Below are 6106 nucleotides of genomic sequence, written 5' to 3' on the forward strand. Positions count from 1 at the left end.
CGCAGCCGTTCGCGCAGATGCGCGACTACCTCACCTGGCTCGACCAACTGCTGCGCGACGGCGCCGCCCAGGGCACCGACATGGCCGAGATGATCCGCAGCCCCATCCCCGAGCGCTTCGCCGCGATCAGCCTGAGCCGCTATGAGCTGATCCGCAGCGTCAGCCACCTGTACCCGCGTTACGAGCGCGAGCAGATGCAGCGCGTCGATTCCGCCCGCTGACAGGCCCGACCCGCTACTAAGGAACTAGCAATCTCGATACTGCGGTCAATTGTGACAACCGCCCCTGCGCCCAAGAATCTGTACCAGACCGGGAAAATTTCCCGGGTATAACAAAAAACCGCAGAGGTAGCCGTCATGACCCAACCCGCACGCCGCCAACCCTTCGCCTTGAGTGTGTTGCTCGGTGCCATTCTGTTATCCGGCCAGGCCATGGCCGCCGTGAGCGACCAGGACATCCTCCAGGACCCGAAAAACCCCGGGCAGATCGTCACCAACGGCCTGGGCGTGCAGGGCCAGCGCTACAGCCCGCTCGATACCCTGAACGTGGACAACGTCAAGGACCTGCGCCCGGTCTGGGCATTCTCCTTTGGCGGCGAGAAGCAGCGCGGCCAGCAGGCGCAGCCGATGATCAAGGACGGGGTGATGTACCTCACCGGTTCCTATTCGCGGGTGTTTGCGGTGGACGCGCGCACCGGCAAGAAGCTCTGGCAGTACGATGCGCGTCTGCCCGATGACATCCGCCCGTGCTGTGACGTGATCAACCGGGGCGTGGCGCTGTACGGCGACCTGGTGTTCTTCGGCACCCTCGACGCCAAGCTGGTGGCCCTGAACAAAGACACCGGCAAAGTGGTGTGGAGCAAAAAAGTCGCCGACCACAAGGAAGGCTACTCGATCAGCGCCGCGCCCCTGGTGATCAACGGCAAGCTGATTACCGGCGTGGCCGGTGGCGAATTCGGCGTGGTGGGCAAGATCGAAGCCTACGACCCGAAAAACGGTGACCTGTTGTGGACCCGTCCGACTGTCGAAGGTCACATGGGTTACGTCTACAAGGACGGTAAGGCCGTGGAAAACGGCATTTCCGGTGGCGAGGCGGGCAAGACCTGGCCTGGCGACTTGTGGAAAACCGGCGGCGCGGCGCCGTGGCTCGGCGGCTACTACGACCCGGAAACCAACCTGCTGCTGTTCGGCACCGGCAACCCGGCACCGTGGAACTCCCACCTGCGCCCTGGCGACAACCTCTACTCGTCCTCGCGTCTGGCATTGAACCCGGATGACGGCACCATCAAGTGGCACTTCCAGACCACCCCTCATGACGGCTGGGACTACGACGGCGTGAACGAGCTGGTCTCCTTCAACTACACCGAAGGCGGCAAAGAGATCAAAGCGGCGGCCACTGCCGACCGTAACGGCTTCTTCTACGTGCTCGACCGCACCAACGGCAAGTTCATCCGTGGCTTCCCGTTTGTCGACAAGATCACTTGGGCCACAGGCCTGGATAAAGACGGCCGGCCGATCTACAACGACGCCAGCCGCCCCGGTGCGCCAGGTAGCGAAGCCAAGGGCACGTCGGTGTTCGTTGCGCCGGCGTTCCTCGGCGCGAAAAACTGGATGCCGATGGCCTATAACCGCGACACCGGGTTGTTCTACGTGCCGTCCAACGAATGGGGCATGGACATGTGGAACGAAGGCATCACCTACAAAAAAGGTGCGGCGTTCCTCGGTGCGGGCTTCACCATCAAGCCGCTGAACGAAGACTACATCGGCGTGCTGCGCGCCATCGACCCGGTCTCCGGTAAGGAAGTCTGGCGCCACAAGAACTACGCGCCGCTGTGGGGCGGGGTTCTGACGACCAAGGGCAACCTGGTGTTCACCGGTACGCCGGAAGGCTTCCTGCAGGCCTTCAACGCCAAGACCGGCGAGAAGGTCTGGGAATTCCAGACCGGCTCCGGCGTACTCGGCTCGCCTGTGACCTGGGAAATGGACGGCGAACAGTACGTCTCGGTGCTCTCCGGCTGGGGCGGCGCGGTGCCGTTGTGGGGCGGTGAAGTGGCCAAGCGTATCAAGGACTTCAACCAGGGCGGCATGCTCTGGACCTTCAAACTGCCCAAAGACCTGGTCGGCAAACGCTGAATCTACGACCAAATGACAAGAATCCCCCTGCCAACGGCGCATTCGCCCGGCAGCGGGGCCTCTTTACTATCGGGTTATCGCCTGTTGACCGACAGGCCCGGACCCAGACAGAGGCTTCAACATGATCTACGCACAACCTGGCACCCCTGGCGCCATCGTCAGCTTCAAGCCACGCTACGGTAACTTCATCGGCGGCGAATTCGTCGCGCCAGTCAGCGGTGAATACTTCACCAACACTTCGCCGGTGACCGGTGAAGTCATCGCCGAATTCCCGCGTTCCAACGCGGCTGACATCGACAAGGCCCTCGACGCCGCCCACGCCGCCGCCGACGCCTGGGGCAAGACTTCGGTCCAGGATCGCGCCCTGGTCCTGCTGAAAATCGCCGACCGTATCGAACAGAACCTCGAAGTCCTGGCCGTCACCGAAAGCTGGGACAACGGCAAAGCCGTGCGCGAAACCCTCAACGCCGACGTGCCGTTGGCCGCCGACCACTTCCGTTACTTCGCCGGTTGCATCCGTGCCCAGGAAGGCGGCGCCGCCGAAATCAACGAACACACCGCCGCCTACCACTTCCATGAGCCGTTGGGCGTGGTCGGGCAGATCATCCCGTGGAACTTCCCGCTGCTGATGGCCGCCTGGAAACTTGCCCCGGCTCTGGCCGCCGGTAACTGCGTCGTGCTCAAGCCGGCCGAGCAGACGCCGTTGTCGATCATGGTATTTGCCGAACTGATCAATGACCTGCTGCCACCGGGCGTGCTGAACATCGTGCAGGGCTTTGGCCGTGAAGCCGGTGAGGCGCTGGCCACCAGCAAGCGCATCGCCAAGATCGCCTTTACCGGCTCCACGCCAATCGGCGCGCATATCATGCATTGCGCGGCCGAGAACATCATTCCGTCGACCGTTGAACTGGGCGGCAAGTCGCCGAACATCTTCTTCGAAGACATCATGAATGCCGAGCCACAGTTCATCGAAAAAGCCGCCGAAGGCCTGGTACTGGCGTTCTTCAACCAGGGCGAAGTGTGTACCTGCCCATCGCGTGCGCTGGTGCAGGAGTCGATCTACGACGACTTCATGAAAGTGGTGATGAAAAAGATCGCCAAGATCAAGCGTGGCGACCCGCTGGACACCGAAACCATGGTCGGCGCCCAGGCGTCCGAGCAGCAATACGACAAGATCCTGTCCTACCTCAAAATCGCCCAGGAAGAGGGCGCCGAGCTGCTCACTGGCGGCGCGGCCGAGCGTTTGGAGGGTGACCTGTCCAGCGGTTACTACATCCAGCCGACCCTGCTCAAGGGCCATAACAAAATGCGCGTATTCCAGGAAGAAATCTTCGGCCCGGTGGTGGGTATCACCACCTTCAAGGATGAAGCCGAAGCCCTGGCCATTGCCAACGACAGCGAATTCGGCCTGGGTGCCGGGCTGTGGACCCGCGACATCAACCGTGCGTACCGCATGGGCCGGGCGATCAAGGCCGGTCGCGTATGGACCAACTGCTACCACCTGTACCCGGCGCACGCTGCGTTTGGCGGCTACAAGAAGTCGGGTGTGGGGCGTGAGAACCACAAGATGATGCTCGATCACTACCAACAGACCAAGAACCTGCTGGTGAGCTACGACATCAACCCGTTGGGCTTCTTCTAACCCCGACTTGAAATGCAATCCAATGTGGGAGGGGGCTTGCCCCCGATTGCAGTGGGTCAGTCAAGATTTATGTCACTGACCCACCGCTATCGGGGGCAAGCCCCCTCCCACATTTTGTTCTGTGTACACCCGCTACCAAGGCATGCTCCAGGCTCGTTCGAAAGTAGCATTCGCACCCCCATCCCCCCATGCATTAATGCCATTACCGGAATCTTCCGGCACAACAAGAGGATCGCCCCATGTGGACTAAACCCGCGTTTACCGACCTGCGTATCGGCTTTGAAGTGACCATGTACTTCGCCAGCCGCTGATTCACCCCCGGCCAGCCCTGCGCTGGCCGGGGTCGTTTGGGGAATGACTCTTTGGTCTGATTGCATTCGCGCGCGGATGGGTTAGTGTGGAGCGCATCTCTCAAAAATAATAAAAACAGGCTTTCCAATGAGCCCAAATCTCAGCCTCTTACGTAAATTCGTCTCGCCTGAAATCATCTTTGGTGCCGGTTGCCGGCACAACGTCGGTAATTACGCCAAGACCTTTGGTGCGCGCAAAGTGCTGGTGGTCAGCGACCCCGGTGTGATCGCGGCCGGCTGGGTCGCCGATGTGGAAGCCAGCCTGCAGGCCATCGGTATCGATTACTGCCTGTACAGCGGCGTCTCGCCCAACCCCCGTGTCGAAGAAGTCATGCTCGGCGCCGAGGTGTACCGCGACAACCATTGCGACGTGATCGTGGCCATCGGCGGCGGTAGCCCGATGGATTGCGGCAAGGCCATCGGCATTGTGGTCGCCCATGGGCGCAACATCCTCGAATTCGAAGGCGTGGACACCATTCGCGTGCCCAGCCCGCCGTTGATCCTGATCCCCACCACCGCCGGCACTTCGGCGGATGTCTCGCAGTTCGTGATCATTTCCAACCAGCAAGAGCGCATGAAGTTCTCCATCGTCAGCAAGGCGGTGGTGCCGGATGTGTCGCTGATCGACCCGGAAACCACCGCCAGCATGGACCCGTTCCTGTCCGCCTGTACCGGCATCGATGCGCTGGTGCATGCGATCGAGGCGTTCGTCTCTACCGGCCACGGCCCGCTGACCGACCCCCACGCGCTGGAAGCCATGCGCCTGATCAACGGCAACCTGGTGCAGATGATCGCCAACCCGACGGACATCGCCCTGCGCGAGAAAATCATGCTCGGCAGCATGCAGGCCGGGCTGGCGTTCTCCAATGCGATCCTCGGCGCAGTGCATGCCATGTCCCACAGCCTCGGCGGCTTCCTCGACCTGCCTCACGGCCTGTGCAACGCGGTGCTGGTGGAGCATGTGGTGGCGTTCAACTACAACTCGGCGCCGGAGCGCTTCAAGGTGATTGCCGAGACGTTCGGCATCGACTGCCGCGGCCTGACCCATCTGCAGATCCGTGGGCGGCTGGTGGAGCATCTGATCGCGCTCAAGCATGCGATCGGCTTCCACGAAACCCTCGGCCTGCACGGCGTGCGGGTGGCGGACATTCCGTTCCTGTCCCAGCACGCCATGCACGACCCGTGCATCCTCACCAACCCCCGCGAATCGAGCCAGCGTGATGTCGAGGTCGTCTATGGCGAAGCTCTCTGACGACCAGCAGCGCGCCCTCGCTGGGCTGCTGGGCTTGGGCGACCAGTCGGCGCGCAAGAGCCACTACCCGGAACTCACGGCCCGCCTCCATGAGCTGGAGGCCGAGCGCAACCGCTACATTCGCCTTAACGACGAGCTGGAGTTGCGGGTGGCGGCGCGTACCGATGAATTGCTCGAAGCCAACCGCAACCTGCAACAGCAGATCGCCCAGCGTGAACAGGTCGAACAGGAACTGCGCGACGCCCGCGACGCCGCCGAGGCCGCCAACCGCAGCAAGGACAAGTACCTCGCCGCCGCCAGCCATGACCTGTTGCAGCCGCTCAACGCCGCACGGCTGCTGATCGCCACCTTGCGCGAACGGCCATTGCCCAGCGTCGAACAGGTGCTGGTGGAGCGCACGCACCAGGCCCTGGAAGGGGCCGAGGATTTGCTCACCGACTTGCTCGATATCTCGCGGTTGGACCAGGCGGCGGTCAAGCCGGACGTGGCGCTGTATCGCCTGGACGAGCTGTTTGCGCCGCTGGTCTCGGAATTCCAGTCCGTCGCCCTGGCCGCCGGACTGAATTTACGCTCACACACCGGCCATTACGCGATCCGGACCGACCTGCGCCTGGTGACGCGGATTCTGCGCAACTTCCTCAGCAACGCCTGCCGCTACACCGACGACGGTTGCATCCTGCTCGGCGCCCGCCGCCGGGGCGATCGCCTGCGCCTGGAAGTGTGGGACACC

The 6106-nt window shown here is 62.5% G+C and carries 5 protein-coding genes and 1 pseudogene; all 6 read left to right on the forward strand.

What is annotated here, in order from left to right; all coding sequences use genetic code 11:
• Positions 1-221, forward strand: a pseudogene (locus tag L9Z73_RS23630) (quinoprotein relay system zinc metallohydrolase 1); the annotation flags it as partial.
• A gap of 135 nt (positions 222-356) precedes the next feature.
• The gene (locus L9Z73_RS23635) at positions 357-2132 is read left to right on the forward strand and encodes a PQQ-dependent methanol/ethanol family dehydrogenase (protein ID WP_247406201.1); all 1776 of its coding nucleotides are present in this window, start codon (positions 357-359) and stop codon (positions 2130-2132) included.
• Positions 2133-2253: 121 nt separating this feature from the next.
• Positions 2254-3774 carry an acetaldehyde dehydrogenase ExaC gene (gene exaC, locus L9Z73_RS23640; RefSeq protein WP_247406203.1) on the forward strand — a complete coding sequence of 507 codons (1521 nt, stop codon included), beginning with the start codon at positions 2254-2256 and terminating at the stop codon, positions 3772-3774.
• 239 nt (positions 3775-4013) lie between these two features.
• Positions 4014-4085 (forward strand): pyrroloquinoline quinone precursor peptide PqqA, encoded by a 72-nt coding sequence (gene pqqA / locus L9Z73_RS23645; RefSeq protein ID WP_010209364.1) that lies wholly within the window; start codon positions 4014-4016, stop codon positions 4083-4085.
• Between the two features lie 127 nt (positions 4086-4212).
• Entirely contained in the window at positions 4213-5376 is a 1164-nt protein-coding gene (gene ercA / locus L9Z73_RS23650; protein WP_247406205.1) for an alcohol dehydrogenase-like regulatory protein ErcA, read from the forward strand.
• The coding region (locus L9Z73_RS23655) for a sensor histidine kinase (protein ID WP_247406208.1) at positions 5360-6106 on the forward strand (747 nt) is incomplete at its 3' end. The genes ercA and L9Z73_RS23655, both read left to right, overlap by 17 nt.

The organism is Pseudomonas emilianonis (genome assembly GCF_023072625.1).
Taxonomy (GTDB): Bacteria; Pseudomonadota; Gammaproteobacteria; order Pseudomonadales; family Pseudomonadaceae; genus Aquipseudomonas; species Aquipseudomonas paraveronii.